Source organism: Pseudolysinimonas sp. 10J20-29 (genome assembly GCF_055809595.1).
In genome coordinates this window covers 129,176-143,765 of sequence record NZ_CM147917.1, presented here as the reverse complement: position 1 = coordinate 143,765, position 14,590 = coordinate 129,176, and the positions used below count along the sequence as shown (strand labels likewise).

Genomic DNA, 14,590 nt, shown 5'->3' with positions numbered 1-14,590 from the left:
CGCGCGCCACAACGCGATGAGCTGACCGATGGAGCCTGAGGCGGAAAGTCCCGAATTCGCGCTCATCACGCTGATCATTCTGGGCCTCGCCCTCGCGGTCGATGTCACGGTGCGCGTGCTCGCGCTCATCTTCGTGCCGCGCAACCGGCGCCCGCAGACCGCGGCCGCCTGGCTGCTGGCGATCTTCTTCCTGCCGTACATCGGCATCCTGCTGTTCCTCATGCTCGGGTCGGCGAAGCTGCCGCGCGAGCGGCGCCGCAAGCAGAGCGAGATCAACGGCTACCTGCACGCCACCACCGAGGGCATCGACCGGGTCGCCCCGCACGAGAGCGACCCGCCGTGGCTGCAGCCGGTCGTCGAGCTGAACCGGAGCCTCGGGGCGATGCCCCTCGTCGGCGGCAGCAGCGCCGAGCTGTACTCCGACAACGCCGAGGCCCTCGCCGCGATGACCGCGGCCATCGACTCCGCGGTGCGCAGCGTGCACGTCGAGTTCTACATCCTCTCCCTCGACGAGACGACGGCTCCCTTCTTCGACGCGCTGGAGGCGGCCATCCGCCGCGGCGTCACGGTGCGGGTGCTGCTCGACCATCTGGGCAACTGGCAGTACCCCGGGTACCGGCGCACCAAGCGGCGCCTCGACGAGATGGGCGCCGACTGGCACCTGCTGCTGCCGTTCCAGCCGCTGCGCGGACGCATCCAGCGCCCTGACCTGCGCAACCACCGCAAGCTCGTCGTCGTCGACGGCACCGTCGGGTTCACCGGCTCGGCGAACGTCATCGACCCGGGCTACCAGCGAAAGCGGAATGCGCGCCGCGGCCTGGTCTGGAAGGACTTCATGGCCCGGTTCGAGGGGCCTGTCGTCGCGGGGATCGACGCGATCTTCGTCACCGACTGGTACTCGGAGACCGATGAGCTGCTCAGCCGCGACGTGGACCCGGCACGCCTCACCGGCGACGGCGACCTCGACTGCCAGGTGGTGCCGAGCGGTCCCGGCTTCGAGGGCGAGAACAACCTCAGGCTGTTCAACTCGCTGGTCTACGCCGCGAGCGAGAAGATCATCCTGACCAGCCCCTACTTCGTGCCCGACGACTCGATGCTGTACGCGATCACCACGGCGGCGCAGAGCGGCATCCACGTCGAGCTGTTCGTCTCCGAGATCGGCGACCAGTTCCTGGTGTTCCACGCGCAGCGCAGCTACTACGAGGCGCTGCTGCGGGCGGGGGTGCGCATCTTCATGTACCGCGCGCCGACGATCCTGCACGCGAAGCACATCACCATCGACGACGAGATCTCGATCATCGGCTCAAGCAACATGGACATGCGCTCGTTCACCCTCGACCTGGAGCTGTCGATCATGGTGCGCGGCGGCGACTTCCTGCAGCGGCTGCGCGACATCGAGGACGAATATCGCGCCCACTCGCGCGAGCTCACCCTCGACGAGTGGCTCTCGCGGCCATTCGTGAAGCAGGCGGTCGACAACGTCGTGCGCCTGACCGCGGCGCTGCAGTAGCCGAGCGCCTACAGCCCGCTGAACGCCGAGAAGATGCCGATCACGGCAGGCGTCAGGATCACGATGAACAGCACCGGCAGGATGCACAGCACCAGCGGGAAGACGATCTTCACCGGCACCTTCATCGCCTGCTCTTCGGCGCGCTGACGCCGCTTCACGCGCATCTCGCCCGCCTGCACCCGCAGAACGTCCGCGATCGCGATGCCGTAGGCGTCGGCCTGCACGACCGCACGGATGAAGCGGCGCAGGTCCTCGCTCGAGGTGCGCCGCTCCAGGGCCCGGTAGGCATCGCGCCGGGACTGCCCGATGCTCATGTCCTGGATGACGCGGATCAGCTCCTCGGCGAGCGGCCCCTTGCCGTTGTGCGCCGCCTTCGCCATCGCGGCGTCGAAGCCGAGCCCCGCCTCCACCGCGATCGTCATCTGGTCGAGGGTGTCCGGCAACGCGAGCCGGATCGCCGTCTGGCGGTCGTCGGCGCGGCTGCCCAGGATCACCTCGGGGGCGACAAGCACCAGCAGGAACATGATGACGGCCGGCACCACCCGCAGCGGCTGCGGATCGACGACGATCCACAGTCCGGCGAGCACCGCGGCGGCGGCCGTGACGATCAGCTTGATCACCAGGAATCCGCCCGCCGTCCAGTCGGACTGCCGACCCGCGTACACGATCTGACGCTCGATCCAGCCGATGTAGCCGCTCGGAACCCGACGCGCGAGCCGCGCGGCGCGGTCACCGGGCGCCGCAGCCTGCGGTCGACCGAGCGGACGCTCGGGCGGCAGCTCGTGCACGGTCGGCGCGCCCACCGGCACCGCCAGGAACACGAGGAACAGGATCCCGACGACCCCTGCGGCGAGGGCGACCGAGCCCAGGATGATTTCGATCGGCATGACGACTCCTAGAACTTCACCCGGGTGACGGCCGACATCCAGAACGCGCCGACGCCGAGCAGGATGAGTGCGGCAACCAGGGCCAGCACCCCCACGATCGAGGTGAAGAAGATCGTGAAGTATGCCGGCTGGATCACCAGCACCGCCGCGAACACGAAGAACGGCAGCGCCACCAGCACCAGACCCGAGAGCCGGCCCTCCGCGCTGAGCGACACCACCTGCCGACGGATCTGGCTGCGCTCCCGGATCGTCGCCGCCACCTGGTGCAGCACCTCGGCAAGGTTGCCGCCGGTCTCCCGGTTGATCGCGATCGCCTGCGCGACCCAGGTGAAGTCGTCGCTGCGCATGCGACGCGCCGAATCCTCGAGGGCGTTGCCGAGCTCCCGGCCGATCCGCGTCTCGTTGACGACGCGGGCGAACTCGGAGGCGGTGGGCTCTTCGGCGTCGCGGGCGACCGCGTCCAGGCTCTGCACCAGCCCGTAGCCCGCCCGGAGGTTCCCGGCGAGGAGCTGGAGCGTGTCATCGAGCTGGTCGGCGAAGCGCGCACAGCGCCGGGCCGTCAGCACGCTCAGGAGCACCTTCGCGCCGATCGGCGCGAGGAGCGCGAAGCCGAGCGCGAGCGGAATGGACCAGAGCGAGTCGAAGCCGAGCAGCACGCCGAGCAGCGCCAGCAGCGCCGCCGCAATGAACACCCGCAGCAGGAACGCCGACGGGCTGGTCTTGACCCCTGCGAGCTCGAGCTCGTCGGCCGAGAACACCCCGCGGCGTCCGCGGAACGTCGCCTCGATCGCCGCCACCGTGAGGTCGGTCGCCCGCGTCAGCGCCGGGACGTGGCGGGTGCCCGGCTCGATGCGCCGCTCGATCGGCACGCGCGGCGTCGGCGGGGCGATCACGAAGAACACGACGGCGAGCAGCGCGAACGCGACCAGCACGATGCCGCCGAACAGCACGCCGGGAGTCATCGTGACCTCCGCGGTGCCGTCGCAAGGTCGCCGAACAGGACCGGGTCCATGTGGATGCCCAAGTCGTGAAGGTGCTCGACGAAGCGCGGGCGGATGCCGGTCGCGACCGCCTGGCCGAGGAACCTGCCGTCGTCGTCGATGCCGGCGTCGTAGTCGAACAGGAACGCGTCCTGCAGCGTGATCACGTCGCCCTCCATCCCCTGCACCTCCGTAACGTGGGTGATGCGACGGTGCCCGTCCTTCATGCGCGCGATCTGCACGATGAGGTCGAGCGAGGAGGCGATCTGCTCGCGCACGGCGCGCAGCGGCAGGTCCATCCCGGCCATGAGCACGAGCGTCTCCATGCGCGAGATGGCGTCGCGCGGCGAGTTCGCGTGGATCGTCGAGATCGAGCCCTCGTGACCGGTGTTCATCGCCTGCAGCATGTCGAGGCTCTCGCCCCCGCGCACCTCGCCGATGACGATGCGATCGGGGCGCATCCGGAGCGAGTTGCGAACGAGGTCGCGAATCGTCACCTCGCCGCGGCCTTCGATGTTCGGCGGTCGGGATTCCAGTCGCACCACGTGCTCCTGCTGCAGCTGAAGCTCCACGGCGTCCTCGATCGTGATGATCCGCTCGTCGGAGGGGATGAACGCCGAGAGCACGTTGAGCAGCGTCGTCTTTCCGGTGCCGGTTCCGCCCGAGACGAGGATGTTGAGCCGTCCCCGCACGGCCGCGTCGAGCACATCGCGCATGCCCTCCGACATCGTGCCGAAGCCGATCAGATCGGCGGCTGTCAGCGGCACGCGCGAGAACTTGCGCACCGTGAGCGAGGCTCCGTTGACGGCCAGCGGCGGGATGATCGCGTTGACGCGGGAGCCGTCCTCGAGCCGTGCGTCGACGAGCGGCGAGGACTCATCGATGCGGCGCCCGACGCGCGAGACGACGCGCTCGATGACGCGCCGCAGCTGCGCCTCGCTGGAGAATCGCGCGGGGATCTCGACGATGCGGCCGTCGCGTTCGACGTAGATCTGGTCGTAGCGGTTGACCATGATCTCGGTGATGGTCTCGTCGTCGAGCAGCCCCTCCAACGGGCCGTAGCCGAGCACGTCGGCGCCGATCTCGTCGAGCAGGCGGTTGCGCTCCGCCACCGAGAGCGCCACCGGTTCGGCCGCGACGATGCGGCTGAGCTCCGCCCGGGCGAGCTCATGCAGGCCGTCCTCCGTCAAAGAGGGGTCGTTCAAGCGCGCGCCGATGCGCACGAAGAGCTCCTGCGCGGCGTGCTCCTTGAGCTCGGCGAGCGGATCGTGCGCCCGTCCGGCCGACGCCGCGGGCCGACCGGCCGGCGGCGCCTCGGCGACGGCGGGGGCACCCTCCACTGCTTCCTCCGGAGCGGCGGCCGCGTCGGGCACGGTCACGCCGGAGGCGGGGGTCGCCGACACCGCGACCTCCGGGACCTCGGCGTCGGCCAGCGGGGTGTCCGCGACCGCGGGTTCGGACGGCGGCGAGGCCGGGGACGGAGGCGCGACGCGTCGGGCGAGCAGCTCCGCGTCGTCGGAGAGTCGGTGCCGGGCCCGAGCGGCCTCCAGCCGTTCGTTCAGGTTCACGAGCGAAACCTCCTGTGCAGACGGCGTCGCGTGACCGCGACGGCGGGATCGATACGAGCGGCAAGGTCACGAAGGGCGTGGGCGGCGTCGTCGCGGGCGTTGTCGCGCAGCAGGGGGCGCCCGCGGTTGCTCGCGAGCACGACGGCGGACGAGCGCGGCACGGCGACATCCACCGGGAGCCCGAGGATCGTCTCGGCGTCGGCGACGGTCAGGCCGCTCACGCGGTCGACCTGGTTGAGCACGACGTAGCGGTTCGCCGGAAGCAGCTCGATCAATGTCAGGACGCCGAGCTCGCTGTGCAGCGCCCGCAGACTCGGCACGCTCAGGCTCGTGACGAGCACCAGGTCGGTGGCCGATTCGACGACCGCGAGCGAGTTCTCGCCGAGCCCCGGGGTGGTGTCGATCACGACGTAGCGGAAGATCTCGGCCAGCTCCCGAATCATCCGCATCAGCTGCGTCGGGGTGACCGCGTCGGCGAGTTCGGGGCTGACGGGGGCGGGGATGACGAAGAAGCCGTCCGGATGCCGGACGATCGCCGTCTTGATCGCCATCTCGTCGCCGAGGCGCTCGACGATGTCGGTGACGGTGCGGTTGGCGGGCAGCTCGAGGCTGTTCGCGATGTCGCCGAACTGCAGGTCGGCGTCCACGAGCACCACCGAGTTCGGCGCGACCTCGGCGAGCGCGGTCGCCAGGTTGATCGAGATCGTCGTCTTGCCCTGCCCGCCCTTCGGCGCGACGACGGCGACCACCGCGCGCCGCGCGGACTCGGCGGGCGGCTCCGGCAGCGCGGGTTCGGACTCCGCGGCCTCCGAGTCGGCGCTCGTCTCCGGCGCCGCCTCGATCCCGCCCTCGGGCGCGAGCGCCTTCGGGGCTGCGGCGCCGGGAGCGCTGTCCAGGAAGGCCTCGCCGCGCACGACGCCCCACCACTCATCCAGTCGATCGAGCAGCTGCCTGATGGTCTGGTCATCGGAGCGCGGATCGAGCACCGCGTGAACCCCGAGATCATCGACCCAGTCCTCGAGCTCGGCGGTGCCCTCGTGCACGATGACGACGCCGATGCCCGGATACCGCTCGGTGAGAGCGCCGGTGAGTTCACGCGTCTCCTGGAACGACACCGCTGGCCCGAGCAGCGCGACGCTGTGACGCGGAGACGCCTTCTCGGCGATGCCGCCGACGCCCCGCACGAGCTCCTCCCCGGCCACGCTGGTCAGCCTCGGCCCGAGCAACTGATGAAGTCGCTCGCCGAAGTCCGCACTCCGCGTGACGAGGAAGTAGCGGCTCACGGGAAGATGCTGCCCTCGGTCACAGCGGCGGATCCGGTCTCGCTCGCCGACTCCGGCTCCAGGGTCAACCAGATCCCGGCGCGGTTGTCGGCCCACAATTCGGCCGCCCAGACGAGCTTCTCCACCTGCGGGGTCGTCACCGCGAGGGTGACCATGATGGTCGAGACCGGTCCGGTGTCGGTCTCCTCCGTTCCGGAGGAGATGCTGTCGCCGGGCTGCGTCCGTGTCACGAGAACCTTGTGGAACACGAACTGCGTCGTGGACCCGTCCTGATCGGTCGAGGTGACGACGACACCCACCGTCGAGCCGGCGACGACGCTGCCACCGACGACGCGCTCGAGCGGGAACGCGATCGTGACCTCCTGCATCCCGTCGGGAACCGTCACATCGCCGCGAGCGGCCAGCACCTCGGGGCTCGCGAATCGGGTCAGCACCAGCTGATCGCCGGGAAGCAGGTCGGCCGTCGCGACGAGTTCGGAGACGTCATCGAGCACGAGCACTCGGTCGCTGCTGACGGCGAGCGCGGGCAGGCTCGTCAGGCTCACGTAGTCGGCGAGCTCGCTGCCGGCGGTGCCGCTCGGCACCAGCTCGTCCACCACGTACACGTCGACGAATTCGGCTCCCGCCGCCGCGCGGCGGTCGGCATCCTGCACGTACAGAATGACGGCGAACGCGCCGACGGCGGCCAGAAGCACGGCGATGATCCCGCCGATGATGCGGATTCTCATGAGTCAGCTACGCCCCTCGAGTCAGTTGATCAATCGGACAATGGAGACCCCGAGACCGGGACCGCCCAGCTCCCAGTCGCCGCCGACCTCGACCCACTCCTGGAAGTAGCCCTGAATGCCGCGGCAGTTGCCGGTGCAGGCGGGCGCCAGCGGGTCCGGGTTGTGCATGATGCCGTTGCCGTTGCCGGAGAACTTCCAGCCGGTGACATGGAACGCCGCGAACGCCCAGATCCGGTACTCGCCCTTCTGCCCGTTGAGGCCGTTCGAGCATCCGCCCGGCTTGCCGGCCGGGATCGAGCAGTCGTACACCGGGATGAGCACGGTCGTGCCCTCCATCGTGGAGAACAGGTCGTCGCAGTTCTTGGGCGGATCATTGCCGGGATCGCTGCCGACGAGCGGGTCGTCGAGATCGATGTAGGCCTCGCAGCGGTTCGGCAGCTGGTCGAGCCAGCCGAAACCGCCCGCGATGGGCTGGCCGGTCGGGCCCTTGCACGGCTTGTTGTTGTCGTACTGGATCAGGGTGCGGACTTCCTTGGTGACCCCGGCGAACTCGCAGTAGGCCAGCGCGAGCGGAAGCACGTATCCCGCGCGGGGAGATCCCCACTCGACGGTCGCCTCGGCGGTCACGGTCGTCTCGGTGAAGCCGATGAGCTGGGCGAACGGATGCCGGACGCCGATGCCGCCGTCGGCCTGCTCGGTCCGCGCCACCACGGTCACGCTGGTGGCGGTCGGAAAGGTCGGGTCGAACGCGAACGCCGTGCCGTCGACGGTGTTGAGGTCGGCGAACTGGTTGGCGATCGCGACCGACTGGCTGCAGCCGTTCTCGTCGGCGCAATCCGCGCCCACCGCGAGCGCGGCCGCGTCGGCGCCGTTCTGCAGCTGGGCGCGCTCCGAGAGGAGCATGCCCACGTCGACCGAGATGGCCAGTCCGCCGATCAGCGGCACCATGAGCAGCCCGAGCAGAACCGCGCTCGCACCGGTGTCGTCGCGCTTCCACCGCGCGATCAGCCTCCGCATAGCATCACCCCAACTCCGTGGATGGGAAGCGAGACTCCGAAGAATCCCGTCATGAGCTCCAGGTTGTACGCGATCGAGAAGTTGACCGTCCCGTCGGAGCTCGCCGCGCACGAGGCCGGCGAGATGGAGACCTGGCCAGCACCGATCGCCGGGTTGAGCGACGGCGCTGCGGCGATGGCGGCATTCGTCGCCTTCGCCGGATCGTCGTGGATCGCCATCACGCGCGCGCCCTCGCGGGCGGCGCTGGTCACGGCGATCTGGGTATGGAACGCCCGAGAGAACTCGAACATCCCCAGAACAAGCACGAGGAGAACGGGGAGAATCAGCGCGAATTCAACGGCTGCTGCGCCCCGTTCGGAATCACGGCGCATGGTCGTGGAGTGAGGGGGCCGATCGGGCAACGCTGCCAGATCGGCCCCATCAAGCCGTCGGGACCGAGCGGATCACAGAGCGCCGGTGATGTCGCCGAAGGTGCCCGAGAGCGCCAGGCCGAGCGCGATCAGCGCGCCGATGATGGCGACCGAGACGAGTCCGACGATGAGTCCGTACTCGGCGGCGTTGCCGTCCTCGCGCGAGGCGAGCGAACGAACGGAGGAGTTGATACGGGTAAGGAAGGTGTTCATGAGATGTCCTTATCGGGTATAAGGCGTGTGTTGTCGCTGACCCGGAAACCCATCTCAGCCCAGAAGCAGGAGACGTGAAAGCCGATCAGCGACCTGGGTGCCGTAAAAGTACGCTCACGTTCAAGCGCTCACAAGAAGTCAGACCGGTCTGCCCGTCAGGCGCCGAGCGCGAGACCCACCATCGTGCCGGCGAGCATCGCGGGCCCGAACGGAATCGATCCGGAGAGCTCGACGCGACGCAGCGCGAGCGCCACGACGGCGGCGACTCCCCCGAGAACAGTGGCCGCGACGACCCCGATCAGCCACGTCGTCGCCCCGCCGGTTCCGAGCATCATGCCGGTCACGAGGGCGAGTTTGACGTCGCCCATGCCCATACCGCGGGGGGCCGCGAGCGCGATGAGAAAAAGCAGCGCGAAATAGGCGGCGGCGCCGAGAAGCGCCCCCACGAGCCGTTCCGGAACCCCGTCGAGCAGCGACGCGGCGACGAGAAGAACAGCGACGAGCGCGAGCGACGGGCCGAGCACGAGGTTCGGGATCCGGCGCTCGGCCGCATCGGTCATCGTGAGCACCGTCGCGGCCGCCGCGAAGGCGAGTGCGGGCGCGAGCATCGGGCCGAACCCGGTCGCGAAGGCCATCGCCGCGAACGCGACCGCGCCGAGCGCGCCTCCGGTCGCCGGGTGGCGCCACCTCGTCATCCCGTGCTCGTCGCGTGCCACCCGCGTGGCCAGCGGCGCCCCGAGCGCCGCGCCGAACACCGCCCCCAGAGCCGCCGCCCCGAGCACGAGGGCTGCGACCTCGGCGGCGGACACGGTGCCTGCCTAGGCGTCGGCGCGCGAGACGCGCACCATCTCGTCGCGCGGCACGACCTTGATCCGGGCGCGACCCTCCGGCTCGCCGAGCGCGATCTCGTGCTGGTCGAGACGGTGCCAGCCCTCCAGATCGGTGTACTCCACGCCGCGCGACTCGAGCAGGTCGAGAACGGCCTGCTCGCCGGGCTCTGCGGGCGACCACCAGTTCGACTGGTCCTTGACGAGGTGCGAGATGGTCTCCATCGCATCCGACTTGGTGTGCCCGATCAGGCCGACCGGGCCGCGCTTGATCCAGCCGGTGGCGTAGACGCCGGGCATGACCTCGTTGGCCTGGTCGGGGCTCGAGTCGTCGGTGCGCAGCACGCGGCCCTCGTGGTTCGGGATGACCCCGCGCTTCGCGTCGAACGGGATGCCGTCCAGCGGCGAGCCGAAGTAGCCGATCGCGCGGTAGGCGGCCTGCACCGGCACCTCGCGGATCTCGCCCGTGCCGCGCACTCCGCCGTGACCGTCGGGCTCGGTGCGCTCGTAGCGGAAGGCGCCCACACGACCGTCCTCGCCGGCGACGACCTCGAGCGGCTTGGCGTAGAAGTGGAAGTGCAGGCGACGGCTCGCCTGGCCCACCTCGCGCGCCCGCCACTGCGTGAAGACGCGGTCAATGACGAGCACCTGCTTGTTGCTCTCGATCGCCGCCTTCGAGGCCTCGTCGTAGTCGAAGTCCTCCTCGTGCACGATCATGTCGACGTCGCGCAGTTCGCCGAGCTCGCGCAGCTCGAGCGGGGTGAACTTCACCTGCATCGGGCCGCGACGGCCGAACACGTGCACGTCGGTGACGGGGCTCTTCTGCAGGCCCTCGTAGACGTTCGCCGGGATCTCGGTCGGCAGCAGATCCTCGGGGTGCTTCACGAGCATGCGCGCGACGTCGAGTGCGACGTTGCCGTTGCCGACGACCGCGATCGACTCGGCCTCGAGCGGCCACTCGCGCGGGTAGTCGGGGTGGCCGTCGTACCAGCTGACGAAGTCGGCGGCGCCGTAGCTGCCGGGCAGCTCGATTCCGGGGATGCGCAGCTCCGCATCCCGCACCGCGCCGGTCGAGAAGATCACCGCGTGGTAGTGGTGCTGCAGGTCGTCGAGGGTCAGATCCTCGCCGAAGCGCACGTTGCCGAAGATGCGGATGTCGCCGCGGTCGAGCACGTCACGCAGCGCGTTGATGATGCCCTTGATGCGCGGGTGGTCGGGGGCGACGCCGTAGCGCACCAGCCCGTAGGGGGCGGGCAGCTGGTCGAACAGGTCGATCGAGACGTCGAAGCTGCGCTCGTGCTTGAGCAGAATGTCGGCGGCGTAGATTCCGGCCGGTCCGGCACCGACGATGGCGAGGCGAAGCTTCACGGGTGTTCCTTTCGGGGCGCTCGCGAGAGCAGGTCCTAGTGCGAGCGCTCGACGATGGCCTCGGCGAAGCGCGTGAGCGCCTTCTTCACCGGGCCGTCGGGCAGCGGGGCCAGCGCGTCGACCGCGATGGCGGCCCAACGGTGGGCCTCCGTGAGCGTATCGCGAGTCACCTGGTGCTCGCGCAGCTCGGGAATCGCCGCGTCGACGTCCTGTTCGATGCGCGCGAGCAGCGCGGCCGCATCCGGCTCCGACTTGGCCCGCTCGCGCAGGTAGAGCAGCGGCAGCGTCGGAACGCCGGCCCGCAGGTCGGTGCCCGCCGTCTTGCCGGTCTCGGCGGTGGACGCCGAGAGGTCGATGACATCGTCGATCAGCTGGAAGGCCACGCCGATGCTCTCGCCGAAGCGCTGCACCGGCTCGCGGTACTCGCTCGGGGCGCTCGAGAAGACCACCCCGACGTAGGCGGCGAGCGCGATGAGCGATCCGGTCTTGTCGGAGAGCACCTGCAGGTAGTGCTCGATCGGGTCGTCCTCGGGCTTCGGGCCGATCGTCTCGTGCAGCTGGCCGAGGCACAGCCGCTCGAAGGTCTCGGCCTGCAGTTGGAGGGCGCGCTCGCCGAGGCCCGCGAAGATGCGGCTGGCGCGCGCGAACAGCAGATCGCCGGTGAGGATCGCGACCGAGTTGCCCCACACGTTCTGCGCGGTGGGGACCCCGCGCCGCAGGTCCGCATCGTCCATCACATCGTCGTGGTACAGCGAGGCGAGGTGCGTGATCTCGACCGCCTCGGCGGCCGCGATCACCTCGTCGTTGACCCCGTCGCCGAGCTGCGCGGTCAGCAGCGCGAGCGTGGGACGGATGCGCTTGCCGCCAGCCTGAAGGAGGTAGCGGCCCGCCGCATCGGCGATGTCATCGGTGAACGCGGTGTCGGTGACGAGTCCCGCCTCGACGCGGTCGAGCCCCGCCTCGATGGCCGCCGCGAAGCGCCGCTCCTCACTGGAGGCGAACAGCTTCTCGCCCAGTCCCAGCGACGAGCTCAGGGTGTTGCTCCGCCGGGCCAGCGGGGGGTTCGGAGTCATGTTGGCACCGCTTGTCTCGTGCGGACTCACGCCGCGGGCTCAGTCGTCGAGCGCCGTTGGCGCGTGGCGCGGCGCTTCGCCGTCGTCGCCCGGATGGCCGCGTCTTCCGGCTTCCGCCCGCGGTGCAGCGCCACGACGCCGCTGGTCAGATTGCGGTGCGCCACCCGCGTGAATCCGACGCCGCGGATCCACTGGCTCAGCGTTCCCTGGTCCGGCCAGGCCTCGATCGACTCGGCGAGGTAGTCGTAGGCCTCCGGGTTCGAGCTCGAGGCTCGGGCCACCAGCGGCATCACGTGCTTGAGGTAGGCGTGGTAGCCGGCGCGCACGAGCACCTGCGGCGGCCGCGAGAACTCGCAGATCACGAGACGACCGCCGGGCTTGAGCACCCGATACATCTCGGCGAGCGCCACCTTCGGGTGCTCGACGTTGCGCAGGCCGAAGCTGATCGTGACGGCGTCGAACTCGTTGTCGCCGAACGGCAGGCGCTCGGCGTTCGCCTCGACGAACTCGATCTTGGGGTGCTTCTTGCGGCCCACCTCGACCATGCCCGGCGAGAAGTCGACGGCGACGACCGTGGCACCGTGCCGGGCGAGCGCGGCCGACGACGTGCCGGTGCCGGCGGCCACATCGAGGATGCGCTCGCGCGGCTGCGGGGCGACCGCGCGAACGGTCGCCATCCGCCAGAGGGCCGCATTGCCCGCCGAGAGCACCGTGTTGGTGACGTCGTAGCGGGCGGCGACCTCGGTGAACATCCCAGCGACGTCGTCCGGGGCCTTGTCCATGTCGGCTCTGTTCACGGGAACCCATCCTAGTAAGCCCGCCCGCATGGTTGCCGTGCGCGATCTAGGCTAGGGAGGTGACGGAACTTCGGTCGCAGATCCCTGCGTTGACAGTCGAGACCCGCGCGGTCGAACCCTTCGGTTCACTGCTGCCCCTCCTCGATGCCCAGCACCCTCTGCTGTTCGTGCGTCGCGGCGAGGGCGTCGCCGGTCTGGGCGAGGCGCTGCGTCTCGAGTTCCGCGGGCCCGACCGCGTGCGTGAGGCGGCCGAGACCTGGCGGCGCATCGTCGCCGCCGCCACGGTCGACGACCCGGTGCAGCGCTCCGGCAGCGGACTGATCGCGTTCGGCGCGTTCGGCTTCGCCGACGACTCGGAGCGCGCGAGCGTGCTGATCGTTCCCCGCGTCATCCTCGGCCGTCGCGGCGGCGTGAGCTGGGTGACCCGCATCAACGGGGCCGACGACGAGGTCACGGCCGAGCCGCTCGGGCCCGAATACCGACTGCGGCTGCATCCGGGCCGACTCGACGGCGACGCCTACGCGGCCGCCGTCCGCCAGGCGGTCTCCCGGATCGCCGAGGGCAGCCTGCACAAGGTCGTCCTGGCGCGCGACATGGTCGGGCACCTCCCGCAGACCGCCGACCTCCGCCGGGTGCTGATGCATCTCGCGCTGAGCTACCCCGACACCTGGACGTTCGCGGTCGACCGGTTCCTCGGCTCCAGCCCCGAGACGCTCGTGCGGGTCAAGCGCGGCACGGTCAGTGCGCGCGTGCTGGCGGGCAGCATCGGTCGAGGGGCGGATGCCGACGCCGACCACGCGGCCGCCGTGCGGCTGGCGACCTCGACGAAGGACCTCGACGAGCACGGCTACGCGGTGCGCAGCGTCGTCCAGGCGCTGGCGCCGCACGCCCCGCACATCGCGGCGAGCGAGATGCCGTACGCGCTGAAGCTGCCGAACCTCTGGCACCTGGCCAGCGACGTCGAGGGCACCCTGAGCGACGGGTCCACGAGCCTCGACCTCGTGGCCGAACTGCATCCGACGGCCGCCGTCGCGGGCACCCCGCGCAGCGCCGCGCTCGAGCTCATCCACGAGCTGGAGCCCTCCGACCGCGGCCTCTACGGCGGACCGGTCGGCTGGGTCAACGCGGCCGGTGACGGCAAGTGGGCGGTCGCGCTGCGTTCGGCGGAGGTCAGCGAGGAGGGCGACATCCGCGCGTTCGCGGGCGCGGGGATCGTCGCCGGCTCCGACCCGGAGCATGAGCTGGCCGAGACGCGGCTCAAGTTCCGGCCCGTGGTCGAGGCGTTCGGCTAGGTCGACCATGTCGAACAAGGTCGATCTGAAGAAGAGCCTGGACTGCTTCCGGGCCCCGATCGGCGAGTTCCGCCTGCTCGAGGTGCCCGATCTGAGCTACCTGATGGTCGACGGGCACGGTGCCCCGGGCGCCTCAGCGCAGTACACCGGCGCCCTCGAAGCCCTCTATCCGGTCGCCTACAAGCTCAAGTTCGCGAGCAAGCTCGACCTCGGGCGCGACTACGTCGTGCCGCCGCTGGAAGGCCTGTGGTGGGCCGAGGACATGAGCGTGTTCACGAGCTCGCGCGACAAGACCCAGTGGAACTGGACCCTGATGATCATGGTGCCGGACTGGATCGATGACGCCCTGGTCGAGACGGCGATCGAGCGCGCGGGGGCGAAGACCCCGCCCGCACGACTGGGCGATGTGAGTTTCGAGACGCTGTCGGAGGGACTCTGCGTGCAGACCCTGCACCTCGGATCCTTCGACGACGAGGGCCCCGTGCTGCAGCGGATGCACGAGGAGTTCATCCCCGCCGAGGGGCTGCGGATGACGGGGCGCCACCACGAGATCTACCTCAGCGACGTCCGGAGGGTCGCCCCCGAGAAGCTGCGCACCATCCTGCGCCAGCCGGTCGAGGCCGCCCGCGGATAGCGG

Annotated in this window: 15 protein-coding genes; 3 read left to right on the top strand and 12 right to left on the bottom strand. The window is 70.1% G+C overall.

Going from position 1 to position 14,590, the window contains the following annotated elements; genetic code table 11:
• Nucleotides 1–28: 28 nt before the first annotated feature.
• Entirely contained in the window at nucleotides 29–1,510 is a 1,482-nt protein-coding gene (gene cls / locus AC0L6Y_RS00750) for a cardiolipin synthase (RefSeq protein WP_473553690.1), read from the top strand.
• A gap of 8 nt (nucleotides 1,511–1,518) precedes the next feature.
• On the opposite strand, the gene AC0L6Y_RS00745 is transcribed toward cls, so the two are convergent.
• The 12 genes from AC0L6Y_RS00745 to ubiE all read right to left on the bottom strand — a co-directional run bounded on the left by AC0L6Y_RS00745 (nucleotide 1,519) and on the right by ubiE (nucleotide 12,646).
• Nucleotides 1,519–2,397, bottom strand: a complete 879-nt coding sequence (locus AC0L6Y_RS00745) for a type II secretion system F family protein (RefSeq protein WP_473553687.1) — start codon at nucleotides 2,395–2,397, stop codon at nucleotides 1,519–1,521.
• An 8-nt stretch (nucleotides 2,398–2,405) separates the two neighbouring features.
• Nucleotides 2,406–3,359, bottom strand: a complete 954-nt coding sequence (locus AC0L6Y_RS00740; protein WP_473553685.1) for a type II secretion system F family protein — start codon at nucleotides 3,357–3,359, stop codon at nucleotides 2,406–2,408.
• Nucleotides 3,356–4,945, bottom strand: coding sequence for a CpaF family protein (locus AC0L6Y_RS00735; RefSeq protein WP_473553683.1), 1,590 nt, complete (start codon nucleotides 4,943–4,945; stop codon nucleotides 3,356–3,358). The genes AC0L6Y_RS00740 and AC0L6Y_RS00735 overlap by 4 nt, the downstream gene beginning before the upstream one ends.
• Nucleotides 4,942–6,228, bottom strand: coding sequence for a CpaE/TadZ family protein (locus AC0L6Y_RS00730; RefSeq protein ID WP_473553682.1), 1,287 nt, complete (start codon nucleotides 6,226–6,228; stop codon nucleotides 4,942–4,944). The genes AC0L6Y_RS00735 and AC0L6Y_RS00730 overlap by 4 nt, the downstream gene beginning before the upstream one ends.
• Nucleotides 6,225–6,956: an RcpC/CpaB family pilus assembly protein gene (locus AC0L6Y_RS00725; RefSeq protein WP_473553679.1), complete on the bottom strand. Its 732-nt coding sequence runs from the start codon at nucleotides 6,954–6,956 to the stop codon at nucleotides 6,225–6,227. Before AC0L6Y_RS00725 ends, AC0L6Y_RS00730 begins: the two co-directional genes overlap by 4 nt.
• 21 nt (nucleotides 6,957–6,977) lie before the next feature.
• Complete coding sequence (locus AC0L6Y_RS00720) at nucleotides 6,978–7,973, bottom strand: TadE/TadG family type IV pilus assembly protein (protein WP_473553676.1); 996 nt, start codon at nucleotides 7,971–7,973, stop codon at nucleotides 6,978–6,980.
• On the bottom strand, nucleotides 7,961–8,224 hold the full coding sequence (locus AC0L6Y_RS00715; protein WP_473558644.1) for a hypothetical protein: 264 nt from the start codon (nucleotides 8,222–8,224) through the stop codon (nucleotides 7,961–7,963). Before AC0L6Y_RS00715 ends, AC0L6Y_RS00720 begins: the two co-directional genes overlap by 13 nt.
• 192 nt (nucleotides 8,225–8,416) lie before the next feature.
• Nucleotides 8,417–8,596 (bottom strand): Flp family type IVb pilin, encoded by a 180-nt coding sequence (locus AC0L6Y_RS00710; RefSeq protein WP_473553672.1) that lies wholly within the window; start codon nucleotides 8,594–8,596, stop codon nucleotides 8,417–8,419.
• Nucleotides 8,597–8,751: 155 nt separating this feature from the next.
• Nucleotides 8,752–9,405, bottom strand: coding sequence for a prepilin peptidase (locus AC0L6Y_RS00705; protein WP_473553669.1), 654 nt, complete (start codon nucleotides 9,403–9,405; stop codon nucleotides 8,752–8,754).
• A gap of 9 nt (nucleotides 9,406–9,414) precedes the next feature.
• Nucleotides 9,415–10,791, bottom strand: coding sequence for an FAD-dependent oxidoreductase (locus AC0L6Y_RS00700; protein ID WP_473553667.1), 1,377 nt, complete (start codon nucleotides 10,789–10,791; stop codon nucleotides 9,415–9,417).
• A 35-nt stretch (nucleotides 10,792–10,826) separates the two neighbouring features.
• Nucleotides 10,827–11,864, bottom strand: a complete 1,038-nt coding sequence (locus tag AC0L6Y_RS00695) for a polyprenyl synthetase family protein (RefSeq protein ID WP_473553663.1) — start codon at nucleotides 11,862–11,864, stop codon at nucleotides 10,827–10,829.
• A gap of 26 nt (nucleotides 11,865–11,890) precedes the next feature.
• Nucleotides 11,891–12,646: a bifunctional demethylmenaquinone methyltransferase/2-methoxy-6-polyprenyl-1,4-benzoquinol methylase UbiE gene (gene ubiE / locus AC0L6Y_RS00690; RefSeq protein ID WP_473558559.1), complete on the bottom strand. Its 756-nt coding sequence runs from the start codon at nucleotides 12,644–12,646 to the stop codon at nucleotides 11,891–11,893.
• A gap of 74 nt (nucleotides 12,647–12,720) precedes the next feature.
• Between ubiE and AC0L6Y_RS00685 the strand changes: the two genes are divergently transcribed.
• Both AC0L6Y_RS00685 and AC0L6Y_RS00680 read left to right on the top strand, forming a co-directional pair.
• On the top strand, nucleotides 12,721–13,953 hold the full coding sequence (locus AC0L6Y_RS00685) for an isochorismate synthase (protein WP_473553660.1): 1,233 nt from the start codon (nucleotides 12,721–12,723) through the stop codon (nucleotides 13,951–13,953).
• Between the two features lie 7 nt (nucleotides 13,954–13,960).
• Nucleotides 13,961–14,587: a GyrI-like domain-containing protein gene (locus AC0L6Y_RS00680; protein ID WP_473553658.1), complete on the top strand. Its 627-nt coding sequence runs from the start codon at nucleotides 13,961–13,963 to the stop codon at nucleotides 14,585–14,587.
• The last annotated feature ends 3 nt before the right edge of the window (nucleotides 14,588–14,590 follow it).

Bases quoted from the DNA above. Each gene is read 5' to 3' on its own strand.
- cls (WP_473553690.1), top strand. From the start codon at position 29: ATGGAGCCTGAGGCGGAAAGTCCCGAATTCGCGCTCATCACGCTGATC.
- AC0L6Y_RS00745 (WP_473553687.1), bottom strand. From the start codon at position 2,397: ATGCCGATCGAAATCATCCTGGGCTCGGTCGCCCTCGCCGCAGGGGTC.
- AC0L6Y_RS00740 (WP_473553685.1), bottom strand. From the start codon at position 3,359: ATGACTCCCGGCGTGCTGTTCGGCGGCATCGTGCTGGTCGCGTTCGCG.
- AC0L6Y_RS00725 (WP_473553679.1), bottom strand. From the start codon at position 6,956: ATGAGAATCCGCATCATCGGCGGGATCATCGCCGTGCTTCTGGCCGCC.
- AC0L6Y_RS00720 (WP_473553676.1), bottom strand. From the start codon at position 7,973: ATGCGGAGGCTGATCGCGCGGTGGAAGCGCGACGACACCGGTGCGAGC.
- AC0L6Y_RS00710 (WP_473553672.1), bottom strand. From the start codon at position 8,596: ATGAACACCTTCCTTACCCGTATCAACTCCTCCGTTCGTTCGCTCGCC.
- AC0L6Y_RS00695 (WP_473553663.1), bottom strand. From the start codon at position 11,864: ATGACTCCGAACCCCCCGCTGGCCCGGCGGAGCAACACCCTGAGCTCG.
- ubiE (WP_473558559.1), bottom strand. From the start codon at position 12,646: ATGGACAAGGCCCCGGACGACGTCGCTGGGATGTTCACCGAGGTCGCC.
- AC0L6Y_RS00680 (WP_473553658.1), top strand. From the start codon at position 13,961: ATGTCGAACAAGGTCGATCTGAAGAAGAGCCTGGACTGCTTCCGGGCC.